The 15440-nt window shown below is 59.8% G+C and carries 14 protein-coding genes; 6 read left to right on the top strand and 8 right to left on the bottom strand.

The window, feature by feature from the left end; genetic code table 11:
* Positions 1-3: 3 nt before the first annotated feature.
* A complete protein-coding gene (locus tag GIW28_RS25335) occupies positions 4-1533 on the bottom strand; it encodes an NCS1 family nucleobase:cation symporter-1 (RefSeq protein ID WP_017134732.1) in 1530 nt (509 codons plus the stop codon).
* Between the two features lie 467 nt (positions 1534-2000).
* A complete protein-coding gene (locus GIW28_RS25330; RefSeq protein ID WP_236447314.1) occupies positions 2001-2735 on the bottom strand; it encodes a phosphoadenylyl-sulfate reductase in 735 nt (244 codons plus the stop codon).
* Positions 2736-2886: 151 nt separating this feature from the next.
* On the opposite strand from GIW28_RS25330, the gene thrH reads away from it, so the two are divergent.
* Positions 2887-3504 (top strand): bifunctional phosphoserine phosphatase/homoserine phosphotransferase ThrH, encoded by a 618-nt coding sequence (gene thrH, locus GIW28_RS25325; protein ID WP_017134734.1) that lies wholly within the window; start codon positions 2887-2889, stop codon positions 3502-3504.
* 109 nt (positions 3505-3613) lie between these two features.
* Here thrH and GIW28_RS25320 read toward each other — a convergent pair whose 3' ends face one another.
* From GIW28_RS25320 to rloA, 6 genes are all read right to left on the bottom strand, one after another.
* On the bottom strand, positions 3614-3970 hold the full coding sequence (locus tag GIW28_RS25320) for a helix-turn-helix domain-containing protein (RefSeq protein ID WP_099548788.1): 357 nt from the start codon (positions 3968-3970) through the stop codon (positions 3614-3616).
* Positions 3970-4272, bottom strand: a complete 303-nt coding sequence (locus tag GIW28_RS25315) for a type II toxin-antitoxin system HigB family toxin (RefSeq protein ID WP_099548789.1) — start codon at positions 4270-4272, stop codon at positions 3970-3972. The genes GIW28_RS25320 and GIW28_RS25315 overlap by 1 nt, the downstream gene beginning before the upstream one ends.
* 227 nt (positions 4273-4499) lie before the next feature.
* Positions 4500-5843, bottom strand: a complete 1344-nt coding sequence (gene pabB / locus GIW28_RS25310; RefSeq protein ID WP_236459018.1) for an aminodeoxychorismate synthase component I — start codon at positions 5841-5843, stop codon at positions 4500-4502.
* A 185-nt stretch (positions 5844-6028) separates the two neighbouring features.
* On the bottom strand, positions 6029-7015 hold the full coding sequence (locus GIW28_RS25305) for an alpha-L-glutamate ligase-like protein (protein ID WP_017134738.1): 987 nt from the start codon (positions 7013-7015) through the stop codon (positions 6029-6031).
* Positions 7015-8547 carry an osmotic stress tolerance membrane protein RloB gene (rloB, locus tag GIW28_RS25300; RefSeq protein ID WP_017134739.1) on the bottom strand — a complete coding sequence of 511 codons (1533 nt, stop codon included), beginning with the start codon at positions 8545-8547 and terminating at the stop codon, positions 7015-7017. Before rloB ends, GIW28_RS25305 begins: the two co-directional genes overlap by 1 nt.
* A 5-nt stretch (positions 8548-8552) precedes the next feature.
* Positions 8553-9086 (bottom strand): retropepsin-like aspartic peptidase RloA, encoded by a 534-nt coding sequence (gene rloA, locus GIW28_RS25295; protein WP_017134740.1) that lies wholly within the window; start codon positions 9084-9086, stop codon positions 8553-8555.
* A gap of 272 nt (positions 9087-9358) precedes the next feature.
* Here rloA and GIW28_RS25290 point away from each other — a divergent pair, with 272 nt between their 5' ends.
* From GIW28_RS25290 to GIW28_RS25270, 5 genes are all read left to right on the top strand, one after another.
* Entirely contained in the window at positions 9359-10072 is a 714-nt protein-coding gene (locus GIW28_RS25290) for a GntR family transcriptional regulator (RefSeq protein WP_017134741.1), read from the top strand.
* Positions 10069-10962, top strand: coding sequence for a methylisocitrate lyase (prpB, locus tag GIW28_RS25285; protein ID WP_017134742.1), 894 nt, complete (start codon positions 10069-10071; stop codon positions 10960-10962). The genes GIW28_RS25290 and prpB overlap by 4 nt, the downstream gene beginning before the upstream one ends.
* A 42-nt stretch (positions 10963-11004) precedes the next feature.
* Positions 11005-12132 carry a bifunctional 2-methylcitrate synthase/citrate synthase gene (gene prpC / locus GIW28_RS25280; RefSeq protein WP_099548790.1) on the top strand — a complete coding sequence of 376 codons (1128 nt, stop codon included), beginning with the start codon at positions 11005-11007 and terminating at the stop codon, positions 12130-12132.
* Positions 12133-12315: 183 nt separating this feature from the next.
* Complete coding sequence (gene acnD, locus GIW28_RS25275) at positions 12316-14910, top strand: Fe/S-dependent 2-methylisocitrate dehydratase AcnD (protein ID WP_169984982.1); 2595 nt, start codon at positions 12316-12318, stop codon at positions 14908-14910.
* A gap of 10 nt (positions 14911-14920) precedes the next feature.
* On the top strand, positions 14921-15440 hold a 520-nt coding region (locus GIW28_RS25270), incomplete at its 3' end, for a PrpF domain-containing protein (RefSeq protein ID WP_329606487.1).

Genomic DNA, 15440 nt, shown 5'->3' with positions numbered 1-15440 from the left:
TGATTAATGACTGGCGTTATCGACTGCAATGCTTTCGCCGCTGACATCGGCGTAGAACGTTTGGCGCTTGGCGATCAGCAAGTACAACAGCCCTGCAATACCGGCGCCAAACAGCCAGGAAAACGGTGCGACGCTGGCAAAACCGGGTAACAGTGCCAGCAGAATGGCGATGATTGCCGCAGGAATAAACGCCGCGACCGCGCGTAAATTGACCCCACGGCTGTAGTAATAAACGCCATTCGGGTCTTCGCTATACAGTTGCAGTACATCCACCTGGCTTTTACGGATCAGCCAATAATCGACCATGATCACCCCATACAACGGCCCCAGCAGCGCACCCAGCCCGGAGAGGAAATACACGATCACCAGCGGGCTGTTGTAGAGGTTCCACGGCAGGATCAGCACCGCCACGGTGGCGCTGATCAGCCCGGCCCGCCGGAAGTTCAGGTACTTGGGCGCCAGGTTGCTGAGCACAAAGGCTGGCGCGACAAAGTTGGCCATGATGTTCACCGCCACGGTAACGATCAGGAACGCCAGGCAGCCGAGCACGAGGAAGAAGGTATTCGGGATGGCCGCAATGATTTCGGTCGGGCTTTCGATCACCCGGCCATTGAGCTGGAATTGCCCGCCGCAGAGCAACACGGTGATCGCGGCAAACACCAGGATATTTACCGGCAAACCCCAGAAGTTACCGACCAGGATGGTCTTGCGGCACGGCGAGGAGCGCGCGAAATCGCAAAAATTGAGGATCAGCGTGCCATAGATGCTCAGCCACAGCGCGCCACCGGCAAAGATGTTGCGCCACATCTCGCCACCGCTCAAAGGCTCGCGGATCGACCAGGCAATATTGCCGCCGACCTGGAAGTACATCCAACCGGCCAGCGAAGCCACGGTCACCAGAATCACCGGCCCGGCGAAGGCTTCATAGCGGCGCACCATTTCCATGCCGTACGCCAGGATCGCCAGTTGCACAAACCAGATCGTGATGAAACACGCCCAACCCAAGGTCGACAGGCCGAGAATGGAGTTGTGGTCATAGTCGGCAAATCCTGGATGAATTGCCGACAGCAACACACGGAAAACCACCGAGGCCAGGTAGGTCTGGATACCAAACCAGGCGATCGCAATCACCGCACGGATCAGCGCCGGGATCTGCGCACCATGGATGCCGAAACTGATACGGCTGATCACCGGAAACGGCACGCCGGTTTTCTGGCCCATAAACCCCGACAAGTTCATGAAGAAATACACCAGCGCTGCGCCGATCCCCAGGGACAGCAGAATCTGCCAGCCGCCGAGGCCCAGCGCATACAGGCCGATGGCAAACGAATAGTTGGCGATGTTGTGCACGTCGTTGGTCCACAACGCGAAGATGCTGTAGCGCCCCCAGCGTCGGCCTTCGGCTTTGGTGGGAGCCAGGTCCTTGTTGTGCAGGCGCGGGCTGAGCACCAATGGGCCGGGGCTTGCGGCCTCGAGGTTCAGGGCGGAGGAGGGCAGATCCAGTGCGATGTCATTCGAGAGGCTTGTACGCATTCCGGCAGGCTCCGGCGCATCTGCAGGAACGCTGCAGATGGCAAAGTGTATGTATGTTTTGTATTTATTGTATACAAAGAGCAATTCACCTTAAGCCACATGCGTGCCAGTTTTGGGTCTATGAAAATCAGTGCTAATTTCGTTTTTATAGGTTTGTTAAATAAATTGCTGAATTAAAAGCAATATAAATTGACCGATTGAACAGGTATTTATTTTTTGTGGGGAGGCGCTTTATTTTAGAGGGAAGCAGCGTTAGGAAATGAGTGTTACGTTTTGGTGCGGGAGAATACGGATTGCACACATAAATGGCACTTATGGTTACATTAGTGTGTACATTTATATGGGCTGCCCAAAACAAAATGTGGGAGCGGGCTTGCCCGCGAAGGCGGCCTCTCAGTCGACTTATAAGTGACTGATCCACCGCAATCGCGGGCAAGCCCGCTCCCACATTTTTACCGCGTCAGCCCTCAAGCCTTGCTGATGATATTCCCAGCATGCAGCCCGCATTCCTTCTGCGTGGCTTCTTCCCACCACCAGCGGCCTTCGCGCTCATGCTGGTTAGGCAATACCGGGCGGGTGCAGGGCTCGCAGCCGATGCTGATAAAACCGCGCTCATGCAGGCTGTTGTAGGGCAGCTCCAGCATGCGGATATAGCCCCAGACTTCCTCGCTGGTCATCTGCGCCAGCGGGTTGAATTTGTACAGGGTGCGCTCCGGGGTGGAGAACGCTGTATCGATCTCCAGCGCCGCCACCTGGCTGCGGGTGCCGGGGCTTTGGTCGCGCCGTTGGCCGGTGGCCCAGGCGTTTACGCCGGACAGTTTGCGCCGCAGCGGTTCGATCTTGCGCACGCCGCAGCATTCACCATGGCCGTCTTTATAGAAGCTGAAAAGGCCCTTTTCCTTGACGAAGGGTTCCAGCTTGCTCTGGTCCGGCGAGATCAGCTCGATGTCGATTTTGTAGAAGTCGCGCACCTGCTCGATAAACCGGTAGGTCTCCGGGTGCAGACGGCCGGTGTCGAGGCTGAACACCCTGACGTTCTTGTTCAGCTTCCAAGCCATATCGACCAGCACCACATCCTCGGCACCGCTGAAGGAAATCCACAGGTCATCACCGAACTGGCTGAATGCCAGCTTGAGAATGTCCTGGGCGGATTTGTTGGCATAAGTCGCGGCGAGTTCAGCGACGTCGAAGGCTTGGTTCATCAGGACGGTTCCTACAGGTCAGTGGCGCTGAGCGCTCTATAGGGGAGTGATGGTATCAAAATCCGCTCTGCGTTGCGGCGCCGCGCTTGAATCGCTAGAGTTCGGCAGTCCTTTTGCTCGCTCAACTAACAACATCCAATAGGAGTGTCTTGTGGAAATTGCCTGTCTCGACCTGGAAGGGGTGCTGGTTCCGGAAATCTGGATTGCCTTCGCCGAAAAAACCGGTATTGAATCCCTGCGGGCAACCACCCGTGACATTCCCGATTACGACGTGTTGATGAAGCAGCGTCTGCGCATTCTTGACGAGCATGGCCTCAAACTCGCCGATATCCAGGAAGTAATCGCGACCCTCAAGCCGCTGGACGGCGCCATCGAGTTCGTCAACTGGTTGCGCGAACGCTTCCAGGTGGTGATTCTGTCGGACACCTTCTACGAATTCTCCCAGCCGTTGATGCGCCAGCTAGGTTTCCCGACCTTGTTGTGCCACCGCCTGATCACTGATGAAAATGATCGAGTGGTGAGCTATCAACTGCGTCAGAAAGACCCTAAGCGCCAATCCGTGCTGGCGTTCAAGACCCTTTACTACCGCGTGATCGCCGCTGGCGATTCCTACAACGACACCACGATGCTGGGTGAAGCTGACCGTGGGATTCTGTTCCATGCGCCAGAAAACGTGATTCGCGAGTTTCCGCAGTTCCCTGCGGTGCATACCTTTGAGGACTTGAAGAAAGCGTTCATCAAGGCGTCGAATCGGCAGTTGAGCCTGTAAGTGACTCAGTGCTGTTGATGGCCCGATCGCAGGCAAGCCAGCTCCCACACTGAATGCGGTCAACCTGTGGGAGCTGGCTTGCCTGCGATGAGGCCCGCGCAGCCATTGCCTAAACCCCGGCCAGTAGCCGCTCATATGGAATGCTCAAGCCTTCATGCAGCCGCTTGATCATCGAAAGGCTCAGCTTGCGCTTGTGGTTCAGCACCTCTGACACCCGCCCACTGGTGCCGATAAAGGGCTCCAGATCACGGGCAGTCATGCCTAATTGCTCCATGCGAAATCTGATCGCCTCCACTGGGTCCGAAGGCGGCATGGGAAAGTGTTCCGCCTCGTATTTCTCAATAAGCACGGCAAGAATTTCCAGCTCGTCACCCTCTGGCGAGCCAATGTCCGCGCCCCAAAGCTGCTCCACACGCGCAAGCGCAGCGGTCAGGTCTTCCTGGGAATGAATAGGTTTGATGTTCATCACACGGTCTCCGCGTTTATCTGGTCGTACTGCATATGGGTTCCCACGAAACGCACGAACCCCAGCTGTCGTTGATAGTCGATCGCCATGATCACTCGATACTTGTTGCCGCCCACGTTGAAAACAACTCTGCCGCCCTTGAGAATGCTCGCCGTTCCAAGCTCTGCCTTGAGCGCCTGTGGCGTTGTGTAAGTGGTCCTCTCCATATGGCGATACAGTTCGACCAGCGGTGTCTTGGCATCGGTATAAGCGCGATGGCTTTCCCAGAATGTCCTTAAGGTAGAGAGGGCGATTATCCGCATCGCTGCTCCCTCCCAATTTGGGAGATGTTAGGTGGGGTTCGTGTGAGATGCAATCCCGGAAATAATTTCTGACGAGTAGGCATTCGCTTCATGTGATCCTTCACAGGTGGCGGGTGGACGGTCTGAGCCGGACGCTATCCGCCCGCTCATACTGCGTCCACAGCCGTTCTGATTCAGGTTTTTTCTGTCACTGGGCGCCGCGTACGAGCGCCAGGAAAGGCGGGGTGCTACAGGTTTTCCAAAGTGTGTAACAAGACCCGCACCTTGGTCAGTGACTCTTGATACTCCGCCTCCCACTCCGAATCCGCCACGATCCCGCCACCGCCCCAGCAGTTCACGTGCCCATCCTTGACCAGCAAACTGCGGATGGCGATGGAGCTGTCCATCTCGCCGCGTACATCCAGATACACCAGCGAGCCGCAGTACAACCCGCGTCGGGTCGGCTCCAGCTCATCGATGATCTGCATCGCGCGAATCTTCGGCGCGCCGGTGATGGAGCCGCCAGGGAAGCTGCCGGCGATCAGGTCGAGGGCGTCTTTGTCGTCGGCCAGCACCCCCGTCACGCTGCTCACCAAATGGTGCACATTGGGATAACTTTCCAGGCTGAACAACTCCGGCACTTTCACCGAGCCGGTGCGGCAAGTGCGGCCGAGATCGTTGCGCAGCAGGTCGACGATCATCAGGTTTTCGGCGCGATCCTTGGCGCTGGCCAGAAGTTCGGCGGCGTTGGCGGCGTCTTCTTCAGGCGTCAAACCCCGCGGGCGGGTGCCTTTGATTGGGCGGGTTTCGACCTGGCGTTTGCTGATCTGCACGAATCGTTCCGGCGACAGACTGAGTACCGCGCCGTCATCGGGCAGGCTCTGAAACCCGGAAAACGGGGTAGGGCAGGCCTCGCGCAACGCGCAATACGCCACCCAGGGATCGCCGCTACAGGGCGCGCGAAAACGTTGCGCAAAGTTGACCTGGTAGCAGTCGCCCGCCTGGATGTAGTCCTGAATACGCGCGATGGCCTGTCGGTAGGCCTCGGGCGTGAGCTCCGGTGCCATGGGACCGTTGAGCTTGAAGGTGTCAGATGATTCAGCAGCAGGTTGCCCGAACAGGTTGACCAACCGCAGCCGTTCGCTGTCGGCCAACGTGGGGTGAAAGACCAACTGGCTGGTCTGTGCCTGGTGATCGCTGATCAGCGCCCAGGCATACAGCCCGAAGCGCGCATCCGGCAGGTGCAGGTCATCCACAGCCCAATCAGGCATTTGCTCCAAGTGCCGGCCAAAGTCATAACTCAAGTAGCCAATCAGGCCGCCAGCAAACGGCAGCGCATAACCTGCAGGCAGATCCGCTTCGCCCAACTGCGTCAGGTTGGTCCGCAAGCGTTGCAGGAAATCACCGCCACTTTCGTCAGGCGCAACCGTCAATGTCGCTCGCGGCCAGGCGCTGAGCAAGTCATAACGCCCGCGTTCGGCAGCCGGGCGGCCACTGTCGAGCAGCACTGCGCCGGGGGCATGACGAATCGCCGCAAAGTAGTCGGCGGGGTTGGCCCGGTAGGGCAGCGGGTGTACGGAGCAGGTCGACATTGCAGGGTGGATCAGCTGTTGGCGTGGGGGTGGCGATTGTAGTCCCCTGAAGGGTTTGGTCCTAGAGGGGATGTCGGTGATAGCTGGATAGAGGTGTTGCTTGTCAGAAAGCTATCGCAGGCAAGCCAGCGCCCACTGGTTGATCGCGTTCTCATGTGGGAGCTGGCTTGCCTGCGATGAGGCCATCAGCCTTCTACCGCAGGAATATGCCCAAACATTTCCTGCACAAACTTCACGCGTTCTTCCGCAGTTTCGGTCACGCCAGCCGCTTTGAGTTCGTCCAGTCGCGCTTCAACCGCATGGGTACGCAACGTCAAACCGCAGTCGTTAGCGATCTGGATATTCAGCCCCGGTCGCGCATTCAGCTCCAGGATCAACGGACCTTTTTCCTGGTCCAGCACCATGTCCACGCCGATATAGCCCAGCCCGCACAGCTCATAGCAGCCGGCCGCGAGCTTCATGAACCCGTCCCAGTTGGGCAGTTGCACGCCATCCACCGCGTTGGTGGTGTCGGGGTGTTTGGTGATGATGTTGTTCAGCCAGGTGCCGCGCAGTGTCAGGCCGGTGGCGAGGTCCACACCCACGCCAATCGCGCCCTGGTGCAGGTTGGCCTTGCCGCCGGACTGGCGGGTCGGCAGACGCAGCATGGCCATCACCGGGTAGCCCATCAGCACGATAATGCGGATATCCGGCACGCCTTCGTAGCTGATGCTCTTGAAGATCTGGTCGGGCACCACGCGGTATTCGATCAGTGCGCGGTCGCGGTGGCCGCCCAGGGAGTACAAACCGGTGAGGATGCTGGAGATCTGGTGCTCGATTTCTTCATGGCTGATGATCTTGCCGGACACCGTGCGGTAGCGCCCTTCAAACCGGTCGGCTACCACCAGGATGCCATCACCGCCGGCACCCTGGGCCGGTTTGATCACGAAGTCGCTGCGCCCGCCGATGATCTCGTCGAGCTTGTCGATTTCCTTCTCGGTGGAAATGATCCCGTACATCTCGGGCACATGGATGCCCGCCGCAATCGCCCGTTCCTTGGTGATGATCTTGTCATCCACGATCGGGTACAGGCTGCGCTTGTTGTACTTGAGCACGTAGTCGGCGTTACGCCGGTTGATGCCCATGATCCCTCGTGCTTCGAGGGCCTTCCAGGTTTTCCAGAAGCCGAACATTACGAATCAGCCTTGAGGAAGGCCTTGAAACGCACCAGCTCGGTCAGGCGATAGCCGCGATAGCGACCCATGGCCAGCATGAAACCCACCAGGATCAACAGGATGGCCGGGAAGGTGAACACAAAGTAGACCAGCTCCGGCACGCTCATGATGATGTGCGCCAGGGCGGCGGCGAACAGTGTGCCCACGGCCACTTTCAACGCATGGTTGGCGCCACGTTCTTCCCAGGTGATCGACAGGCGCTCGATGGTCATGGTCAGAATCACCATCGGGAACAGTGCTACCGACAACCCGCGTTCCAGGCCCAGCTTGTGGCTGAACAGGCTGATGGCCGCAATCAGCACCACCACAAAGGTCAGCACCACCGAGAGCCTCGGCAGCATCTGCAGCTTCAAGTGTTCCAGGTACGATCTGAGCGACAGGCCCAGCGCGGTGATGATAGTAAACAGCGCAATGCCGAAGCCCAATTGCGTCTCGCGAAACGCCAGGGCGATCAGTACCGGGGTGAAGGTGCCCAGGGTTTGCAGGCCGATCAGGTTGCGCAGGATCAGAATCACCAGCACGCCGATGGGGATCATTACCATGATCATGAAGGTTTGCTGGGTTTGCAGCGGCAGGCCGTACAACGAGTATTCGAGGAAATTGGCGTCGGTGTTTTCGTCCGTCAGCTTGGCCAGGCGAATCGCGTTCATCTCGCTGTTGTTGAGGCTGAAGGTCACTGCGGCCTTCTTGCCGCCATCCACCGTGATCAGGTTTTCATCGCCGGTCCACCACAGCAGCCGGTCGGACGGCAGGCCTTGCTCGCCGGTTTCCGGGTTGAAGTACAGCCAGTCATTGCCGTTGAAGCTGCGCAGCCACAGTTCCGGAGTTTGCGGCTGGTCGGCGACTAGCCGGATGGTGTGGACTTTTTCCACCGGCACATGGGCGATGGACAGCAACAGTTCGACGATCTTGGCTTTGTGTGGCGTGGACGGGTCGCCCGCCAGCAATAGCTTTACATTGTCGTCGTTGAGGTTGTTGGTGCGCTTGATCGCCTCGGTGATAAATGTCTCGACGTCGGCCGAATGCTGGCGGATCGGCGCCAGCAGGGCTTCGGCGGCGATTTTTTCCGGGCCTTCCACAGCGATGCTGTCACGAAAAGTCGGGCCTTTGACCTTGACCTTTTCACCGCTGTAGCGCTTGGTCAGCACCAGGCGGTAATACAGGGTCTGCTTGCCTTTGGCCCGGCGCGCCGACCAGGTGACCTTGCGGTTGCCGTCGGTGCGGTTGACGCTCACGCCGTAGTTATTGGAAATAAAGCTTTCATTGAGACTGACGAAGTCGCGGCTCAGGGGCGGCACGAACATCGAGATCTTCACCGGGTCCTTGGGGTTGGCGACGAACTCGACCTTGGCGTCGATGTTCCACAGGTCGTCGGTGGCGTCTTCGGTGACGGGAATTCCCAGCACGAAAATCTGATAGGCGGTGACCGAAATACCCAACACCACCAGGATGGTGATCAGGATTCTCAGGTGCAGGGTCAGAGAGCGCATTCGGTTTACTCGGCGGTATGAGCGTCGGCGGCGCAGGCGGGTTTGCCCGCTGCGTATTTAAGACTGGGGTCGACCAGCGCATCAAAGCGTTTCAACGCTTCGGAGCCGATCAGCAGCGGGTATTGGAAGGCGCTGCGGTCAGTCAAGTTCACTTCGATGCTGCGTAAAGCGGTGCCCATGCAGATATCCAGGGAGATCACTGGGCGGGCGGTGTAGTTCTTGTCCTCATCGGGGTCGTAGTCACCGGCGCGGCGCTTGATCTTGCTGACGCGGGCCAGGGGGCGTTCGATGGGGTGGGAATGGGCGGTGTCGATGGCGAGATAAAAGCGTACCCAGGATTCGCCGTCGCGCTTGAAACGCTTGATATCGCGGGCGCTCAACGAGGCAGTCTTGGCGCCGGTGTCGAGTTTGGCGGCGACTTCCAGGTCGATGCCGGCCAATTTGGCGTATTCATTCAGGCCATACACGGTCTTCTCGGCGGCAACGCCAAGGCCAGGTATGCACAGTAGGCAAATAAGAAGGAAGGGCTTGAGTCTCATAGATCCTGACGCGGTGCAGTGCGATGTTTAATTCAAGGCGACTGGCATTGCTGCGCAAACTCCCTCGTGCGCCGTTTCATCAAGTGATGTCAGGCAAAAGCGGCGGGCATTCTAACATGATGCTTTTCTGGCGCCAGCGCTGGCAGGCGGCCATGCCCAGCGAAGGTGCGGCAAGGGTTATTAGACGATTGTCGACAATGTGGATTTATTCTTTGACTAATAAGGCTTGATTGGCTAGTTTTTGCGACATTGCTTTTAAAGGTGTCGACAATATGCTGGATCAGCTGGAAACGCCGGTGGTGTCGCAAGACGATTCCCAGACCATGTCAGAGAACGTCTTCCGGCGTATCCAGGCCGCCATCGTCAAGGGTGAAATCGCTCCCGGCAGCAAGATCTCCGAACCGGAACTGGCGCGCACCTATGGCATCAGCCGTGGCCCGTTGCGTGAGGCTATCCACCGCCTCGAAGGCCAGCGCCTGCTGGTGCGTGTGCCTCATGTGGGCGCAAGAGTGGTGTCCTTGAGCCATGCCGAGCTGATCGAACTGTATGAAATCCGCGAGTCCCTGGAAGGCATGGCCTGCCGCCTGGCCGCCGAGCGCATGACCGACGCCGAAATCGAAGAGCTGCGCCAGGTGTTGCACACCCATGAGCGCGACGAAGCGTTTCAGGCGGGCCTGGGCTACTACCAGCAGGAGGGCGACTTCGATTTTCATTACCGGATAATTCAAGGCGCCGGTAACCGCACCCTTACCCAAATGCTCTGCGGCGAGCTGTACCAATTGGTGCGCATGTACCGCATCCAGTTCTCCGCCACCCCGAATCGTCCACGCCAGGCTTTTGCCGAGCATCACCGCATTCTTGACGCGATTGCCGATCGCGACGGTGAACTGGCCGAGTTGTTGATGCGCCGCCATATCGGCGCTTCCAAACGCAATATTGCCCGTCATTTCCCGGACGGCGCTCCTTCATCACGAGGTGAGTCATGAGTTCCAACAATAAAACCACTCCAGGCCAGCGTTTTCGTGACGCCGTTGCCAGCGAACAGCCCTTGCAGGTGGTTGGCGCAATCAATGCCAACCACGCGCTGCTGGCCAAGCGTGCCGGTTTCAAGGCGATTTATCTGTCAGGCGGCGGCGTAGCTGCCGGTTCCCTGGGCGTGCCGGACTTGGGCATCACCGGCCTGGACGACGTACTCACCGACGTACGCCGCATCACCGACGTGTGCGACCTGCCGCTGCTGGTCGACGTCGACACCGGTTTCGGCTCCTCGGCCTTTAACGTGGCGCGCACCGTCAAGTCGATGATCAAGTTCGGCGCCGCCGCCATCCATATCGAAGACCAGGTCGGCGCCAAGCGTTGCGGGCATCGCCCGAACAAAGAAATCGTGTCCCAGCAGGAAATGGTCGACCGCATCAAGGCCGCCGTAGACGCGCGCACCGATGACAGCTTCGTAATCATGGCGCGCACCGACGCGCTGGCGGTTGAAGGTTTGGAGTCGGCCCTGGAGCGTGCCGCCGCCTGCATCGAAGCCGGTGCCGACATGGTGTTCCCGGAAGCCATCACTGAGCTGGAGATGTACAAGCTCTTCGCGTCAAAGGTTAAAGCTCCGATCCTGGCCAACATCACCGAGTTCGGTGCAACCCCTCTCTACACAGTCGATCAACTGAAATCTGCCGATGTTTCCATCGTGCTGTACCCGCTCTCGGCTTTCCGCGCCATGAACAAGGCCGCCGAGAACGTCTACACCGCGATTCGTCGCGACGGTACGCAACAGAACGTCATCGACACCATGCAAACCCGCATGGAGCTTTACGATCGCATCGACTACCACACCTTCGAGCAGAAGCTCGACGCGCTGTTCGCCGCGAAAAAGTAACGAACGCGCCTCCCTGAATAACTACAAAATTGGAGAAGAACCATGGCTGAAGCAAAAGTACTGAGTGGTGCCGGCCTGCGTGGCCAGGTGGCCGGGCAGACTGCACTGTCCACCGTCGGCCAGGCCGGTGCCGGCTTGACCTATCGCGGTTATGACGTGCGTGAACTGGCCGCCGATGCGCAATTTGAAGAGGTCGCCTACCTGCTGCTCTACGGCGAGTTGCCGAGCAAAACCGAATTGGCTGCCTACAGCGCCAAACTCAGCAAACTGCGCGACCTGCCGCAAGCGCTTAAAGAAGTGCTGGAACGCATTCCTGCCGACGCCCACCCGATGGACGTGATGCGCACCGGTTGCTCGTTCCTGGGCAATATCGAACCCGAGAAAGACTTCAGCGCGCAGCACGATGTCACCGACCGCCTGCTCGCCGCTTTCCCGGCAATCATGTGCTACTGGTATCGCTTCAGCCACGACGGCAAGAAGATTGACTGCGTGACCGACGAGCCAAGCATCGGCGGCCACTTCCTGCACCTGCTGCATGGCAAGAAGCCCAGCGCGTTGCATGAAAAAGTCATGAACGTGTCGCTGATCCTCTACGCCGAGCACGAATTCAACGCCTCGACCTTCACCGCCCGCGTGTGTGCTTCAACCCTGTCCGACCTGTATTCCTGCGTGACTGCCGCCATCGGCTCGCTGCGCGGTCCGTTGCATGGCGGCGCCAACGAAGCCGCGATGGAGATGATCGAGCGTTTCGGTTCGGCCGAAGAAGCCGTCGAAGGCACCCTCGGCATGCTGGCGCGCAAAGACAAGATCATGGGCTTTGGCCACGCGATCTACAAAGACAGCGACCCGCGTAATGAAGTGATCAAGGGCTGGGCGAAACAACTCGCGGATGAGGTCGGCGACAAAGTGTTGTTCCCGGTCTCCGAAGCCATCGACAAGACCATGTGGGAACAGAAAAAGCTGTTCCCCAATGCTGACTTCTACCATGCCTCGGCGTACCACTTCATGGGCATCCCGACCAAGCTGTTCACGCCGATCTTCGTGTGCTCACGGCTGACCGGCTGGGCTGCGCATGTGTTCGAGCAGCGCGCCAACAACCGCATCATCCGTCCAAGCGCCGAGTACATCGGCGTTGAGCAGCGCAAGTTCGTGCCAATCGAACGTCGCTGAGTGGCATGAACCAGGCACATTGGCCTATGTGCTTTTCTGTGGGAGCTGGCTTGCCTGCGATCGCATCACCCTGGTGTACCTGTCACACCGCAGTGATGCCATCGCAGGCAAGCCAGCTCCCACAGAGAGCCAGGCCAGTGTCGACAGTTCGCCTTGTGAACCTACCGTGACCGAGTCCTGACGATGAACACTGAATTTCGCAAACCGCTGCCCGGCAGCCGCCTGGATTTCTTCGACGCCCGCGCGGCTGTCGAGGCAATCACGCCCGGCGCCTATGCCACCTTGCCGTACACCTCGCGCGTGCTCGCCGAAAACCTGGTGCGCCGCTGCGACCCGGCCACCCTCAACGCTTCCCTGAGCCAACTGATCGAACGCAAACGCGACCTGGATTTCCCGTGGTTCCCGGCGCGCGTGGTGTGCCACGACATCCTCGGCCAAACCGCGCTGGTCGACCTTGCCGGCCTGCGCGATGCCATCGCCCTGCAAGGCGGTGACCCGGCGCAGGTCAACCCGGTGGTGCCGACCCAACTGATCGTCGACCACTCGCTGGCCGTCGAAGCCGGTGGTTTTGACCCGCAGGCGTTCGAGAAAAACCGCGCCATCGAAGACCGTCGCAACGAAGACCGTTTTCACTTTATCGAGTGGACCAAAAAGGCCTTCAAGAACGTCGACGTGATCCCGCCGGGCAACGGCATCATGCACCAGATCAACCTGGAGAAAATGTCTCCGGTGATCCAGGTGCGTGACGGTGTGGCCTTCCCCGATACCTGTGTCGGCACCGACAGCCATACCCCGCACGTAGACGCCTTGGGCGTGATCGCCATCGGCGTCGGTGGCCTTGAAGCCGAGAGCGTGATGCTCGGCCGCGCCTCGTGGATGCGCCTGCCGGAAAGCGTCGGCGTGGAACTGACGGGCAAGCTGCAACCGGGCATCACCGCCACCGACATGGTGCTGGCGCTGACCGAGTTCCTGCGCAAACAGAAAGTCGTGGGTGCGTGGCTGGAGTTTTTCGGCGAAGGCGCTTCGGCACTCACCCTGGGCGACCGCGCGACCATCTCCAACATGGCCCCGGAATACGGCGCTACCGCCGCGATGTTCTACATCGACCAGCAAACCATCGCCTACCTGAAACTCACTGGCCGCGAAGACGAACAAGTCACGTTGGTCGAGCAATACGCCCGCCACACCGGCCTGTGGGCCGATGACCTCAAGGGCGCGCAATACGAGCGTGGATTGACCTTCGACCTGTCCAGTGTCGTGCGCAACATGGCCGGCCCGAGCAACCCGCATGCGCGTGTTGCCACCAGCGATCTGGCGTCCCAAGGCATCTCCGGTCAGTGGGATGAAGTGCCGGGGCAAATGCCCGACGGCGCGGTGATCATCGCCGCCATTACCAGTTGCACCAACACCAGCAACCCGCGCAACGTGATTGCCGCAGGCTTGCTGGCACGTAATGCCAACCAGCTGGGGCTGACGCGCAAACCGTGGGTCAAATCCTCGCTGGCGCCGGGCTCGAAAACCGTGGCCATGTACCTGGAAGAAGCCGGCCTTGGCCATGAGCTGGAAAAACTCGGCTTCGGCGTGGTGGCCTTTGCCTGCACCACTTGCAATGGCATGTCCGGCGCACTCGACCCGGTGATCCAGCAAGAAATCATCGACCGCGACCTGTACGCCACTGCCGTGCTGTCGGGTAACCGCAACTTCGACGGGCGTATTCACCCGTATGCCAAGCAAGCGTTCCTGGCTTCGCCGCCGTTGGTGGTGGCCTATGCGATTGCCGGTACCATCCGCTTCGACATCGAAAAGGATGTGCTGGGCCTGGATGCCGACGGCAAGGAAATCCGCCTGAAAGACATCTGGCCAAGCGACGAAGAAATCGACGCTGTGGTCAAGGCGTCGGTCAAACCGGAGCAGTTCCGCGCCGTCTACATCCCGATGTTCGCGATCCACGAAGACACCGGCCCCAAAGTCGCGCCGCTGTACGACTGGCGCCCGCAAAGCACCTACATCCGCCGCCCGCCCTACTGGGAAGGTGCGTTGGCGGGTGCGCGGCCGCTCAAGGGCATGCGCCCGCTGGCGGTACTGCCGGACAACATCACCACCGACCACCTGTCGCCGTCCAACGCGATCATGCTCGACAGCGCCGCCGGCGAATACCTGGCGAAAATGGGCCTGCCGGAAGTCGACTTCAACTCTTACGCGACCCATCGCGGCGACCACTTGACCGCGCAGCGCGCAACCTTCGCCAACCCGAAGCTGTTCAACGAAATGGTCGTGGAAAACGGCAAGGTCAAGCAGGGTTCCCTGGCGCGTATCGAGCCCGAAGGCCAGGTCACGCGAATGTGGGAAGCCATCGAAACCTACATGGAGCGCAAGCAGCCGCTGATCATCATTGCCGGCGCCGACTACGGCCAGGGCTCGTCCCGCGACTGGGCGGCCAAGGGCGTGCGCCTGGCCGGTGTGGAGGCGATTGCCGCCGAAGGGTTTGAGCGCATCCACCGCACCAACCTGGTAGGCATGGGCGTGTTGCCGCTGGAATTTTTGCCGGGCACCGACCGCCACACACTGAAGATTGACGGCAGCGAAACCTATGACGTGGTCGGCCAACGCACCCCGCGTGCGCAACTGACGCTGGTGATCAACCGCAAGAATGGCGAACGTGTCGAAGTGCCGGTGACGTGCCGCCTGGACACCGCCGAAGAAGTGTCGATCTACGAGGCGGGCGGCGTGTTGCAACGGTTTGCCCAGGACTTCCTGGAATCGGCGGCGACGGCTTAAGGGGATAACCATGGCACACGCAGCGCAAATCAAGATCCCCGCCACCTACATGCGTGGCGGCACCAGCAAGGGCGTGTTTTTCAGCCTCAAGGACCTGCCCGAGTCGGCGCAGGTGCCGGGTGCCGCCCGTGACGCCTTGCTGTTGCGGGTCATCGGCAGCCCCGACCCCTACGACAAGCAGATCGACGGCATGGGCGGTGCAACCTCCAGCACCAGCAAAACCGTGATCCTGGCCAAAAGTACCCGGGCCGATCACGACGTGGATTACCTGTTTGGCCAGGTCTCCATCGACAAGCCGTTTGTCGACTGGAGCGGCAACTGCGGCAACCTGTCGGCGGCGGTGGGTTCGTTTGCCATCAGCGCCGGCCTGGTTGACCCGGCCCGCGTGCCGCATAACGGTGTGGCGGTGGTGCGGGGGGGGCAGGGCCATATCGGCAAGACCCTCATCGCCCACCGGCCGGTCACCCGCGGCGCGGGGGAGGGAAACGGCGGCCTTTTGCTCGACGGCGGGACCCTCCCGCCTGCCGAAA

This window comes from Pseudomonas sp. PA-5-4B, assembly GCF_021606215.1.
Taxonomy (GTDB): Bacteria; Pseudomonadota; Gammaproteobacteria; order Pseudomonadales; family Pseudomonadaceae; genus Aquipseudomonas; species Aquipseudomonas edaphica.
The sequence above is the reverse complement of the archived record's forward strand: the minus strand, read 5'-3'. Positions and strand labels throughout refer to the sequence as shown.

Coding starts and splice junctions, on each gene's coding strand:
- GIW28_RS25335 (WP_017134732.1), bottom strand. CDS start 1,533: ATGCGTACAAGCCTCTCGAATGACATCGCACTGGATCTGCCCTCCTCC.
- GIW28_RS25330 (WP_236447314.1), bottom strand. CDS start 2,735: ATGAACCAAGCCTTCGACGTCGCTGAACTCGCCGCGACTTATGCCAAC.
- GIW28_RS25320 (WP_099548788.1), bottom strand. CDS start 3,970: ATGAACATCAAACCTATTCATTCCCAGGAAGACCTGACCGCTGCGCTT.
- GIW28_RS25315 (WP_099548789.1), bottom strand. CDS start 4,272: ATGCGGATAATCGCCCTCTCTACCTTAAGGACATTCTGGGAAAGCCAT.
- pabB (WP_236459018.1), bottom strand. CDS start 5,843: ATGTCGACCTGCTCCGTACACCCGCTGCCCTACCGGGCCAACCCCGCC.
- GIW28_RS25305 (WP_017134738.1), bottom strand. CDS start 7,015: ATGTTCGGCTTCTGGAAAACCTGGAAGGCCCTCGAAGCACGAGGGATC.
- rloB (WP_017134739.1), bottom strand. CDS start 8,547: ATGCGCTCTCTGACCCTGCACCTGAGAATCCTGATCACCATCCTGGTG.
- rloA (WP_017134740.1), bottom strand. CDS start 9,086: ATGAGACTCAAGCCCTTCCTTCTTATTTGCCTACTGTGCATACCTGGC.
- GIW28_RS25290 (WP_017134741.1), top strand. CDS start 9,359: ATGCTGGATCAGCTGGAAACGCCGGTGGTGTCGCAAGACGATTCCCAG.
- prpB (WP_017134742.1), top strand. CDS start 10,069: ATGAGTTCCAACAATAAAACCACTCCAGGCCAGCGTTTTCGTGACGCC.
- prpC (WP_099548790.1), top strand. CDS start 11,005: ATGGCTGAAGCAAAAGTACTGAGTGGTGCCGGCCTGCGTGGCCAGGTG.
- acnD (WP_169984982.1), top strand. CDS start 12,316: ATGAACACTGAATTTCGCAAACCGCTGCCCGGCAGCCGCCTGGATTTC.